Origin of the sequence: Sphingobacterium sp. UBA7253 (assembly GCF_002472745.1) — a bacterium.
GTDB lineage: Bacteria > Bacteroidota > Bacteroidia > Sphingobacteriales > Sphingobacteriaceae > Sphingobacterium > Sphingobacterium siyangense.
In genome coordinates, this window is record NZ_DKSP01000002.1 from 1 (window position 1) to 1,171 (window position 1,171).

The 1,171-nt window shown below is 39.7% G+C and carries 1 pseudogene; it reads right to left on the reverse strand.

The annotated features are described in order from the left end of the window. Window positions 1-1,171 (reverse strand): annotated as a pseudogene (locus B2X72_RS00025) (TonB-dependent receptor); the annotation flags it as partial.

The following is a 1,171-nucleotide window of genomic DNA, read 5'->3' on the forward strand; positions in this document are numbered from 1 at the left end:
TTATTTAGGACAGATGTGATTCTTGATAACCAAATATGATCCATCAGTTAAGAAACGATCACTAGTAGCATAATTATTCATACTACTTTGAGAAAAGTTGATAGAAGGGATACCATTTACATCCAACCTATCCGCCGAGGAGGCTGTCATTCCATCTGGAATACCGTTCCACGATTTCATGATATCCGTGTGCAGCGCACTTGGCGTACCGGACATGGCCATTAAACTAGCATAGGAAGAATCGTATATTTTACCACCGATAGCGTAAGTGAATAACGCTGAGAAGCTGAAGTTTTTATACTCAAAGCTGGTATTGAAACTTCCATTCATTTTAGGAATAACCGATCCAGACCAGCCCCTTAGACCATAGCTAGAAGCATTAGTTACATAGTATTTTCCATTAATTTCAACAAGTTCCGCTGTAGGGATCTCCGCTTTTCCTGGTGCAGAACCATTCACATTAAAACGCTCTGTATCTGCCAGGTAAAGTGAACGACCAGTCATCTGATCTACACCCGCATACTTAAACAACCAGAAGTCATAACGGCTTCCACCTTCAACCCATTTGAAATTACCAGTTACAATTCCGTTCTCCCTATTTTCTTCAGGTAGTGATAATATTTTATTCGTCAACCAAGTTGCATTCGCACCAACATTCCATCTCCATCCATCACCCTTTAACACGTCTACATCAAAAGTTAACTCGAAGCCCCTATTTGACATTGAACCAATATTCCTTGTTACTGTTGAAACTGCACTCGAAGATGATGTTGCTCCAGCAGACAATGGAAGATTAAAATCAAAAATCAAGTTTTGAGACTGCTTGTTAAAGTATTCAAAGCTTAAATTTGCTCGTTTAAATAACCGGGCTTCTACTGCCGCAGAGAACGAACTAGAGGTTTCCCAAATTAAGTCAGGTGAAGGGTTTTGGTTTTTAAATACCGCACCTGCATTCGCATTCTGGCTTAACTCATATAAGGATAAATAAGAATACTTACTTGCACTTTCATCATTACCTACTTCACCGTAAGATGCTCGAACCTTCAAATCATTAACAGTATTCAGCATATCTTTAAAGAAATCCTCTTTAGATACGCTCCAGCTACCGCCTAATGACCAAAAGTTACCCCAACGATTGTCTGGGCTGAATCGAGATGAGCCATCTCTTCTA